Raw genomic sequence first — 567 nt, 5'->3', positions numbered from 1 at the left:
AGTCGCAGTCATTACGTGTTATTTCACCATCGAGCAGATCGCCTATGACCATGCCGCAGTGATCCTTGAGCTGGAATGTCAAACCGCTGAGTGGGTTGTTGGCCATGTCAAACTCGCCGCCAATCTGACCGGATATGACATTGCCGGAGATGGTTACAGGCTTGAGTGATACAGCGCCCCGCTGCGCGTGCACTCGAATAGGGGAAAACGTGATGCTCTTAAGCGACTTATCGGCTTGTGAGCGTAGTGTCGTTTCTCGTAGGTTTGCTTCCACTTGCCCCGTTAAGCTGTACGCCAACATGTTGTTGTCACCAGATAGACCTTGCAGGTCGAGATTGAGGTCAGAAAATCCATCTACCGCGAATGCATCTGGCAGGTATGGGTGGAGCAGTTTGAGTGGAATGCCATCCGCACTCAGATTAAGCGCCCAAGGTTGGCTTGACGTACTTAGATCAAGTTGACCAAAGCCTTCAATGTAGCCTTGTTCTAGCGGGGCAAACAGACGAGAGAGTTGCCACAACCCTTGCTCACTTTGTGTCGAAATCGCAGCATGAGAAGACAGAACTT

Annotated in this window: 1 protein-coding gene; it reads right to left on the bottom strand. The window is 51.0% G+C overall.

Annotated features, from left to right (window positions below):
* Positions 1-567 (bottom strand): AsmA family protein (locus R7O13_RS29415; protein WP_318305532.1); only part of this gene is annotated, 567 nt, incomplete at both ends.

This window comes from Vibrio sp. Y176, from assembly GCF_033438945.1.
Note: the sequence above shows the minus strand (reverse complement) of the source record. Positions and strands in the feature narration are given on the sequence as shown.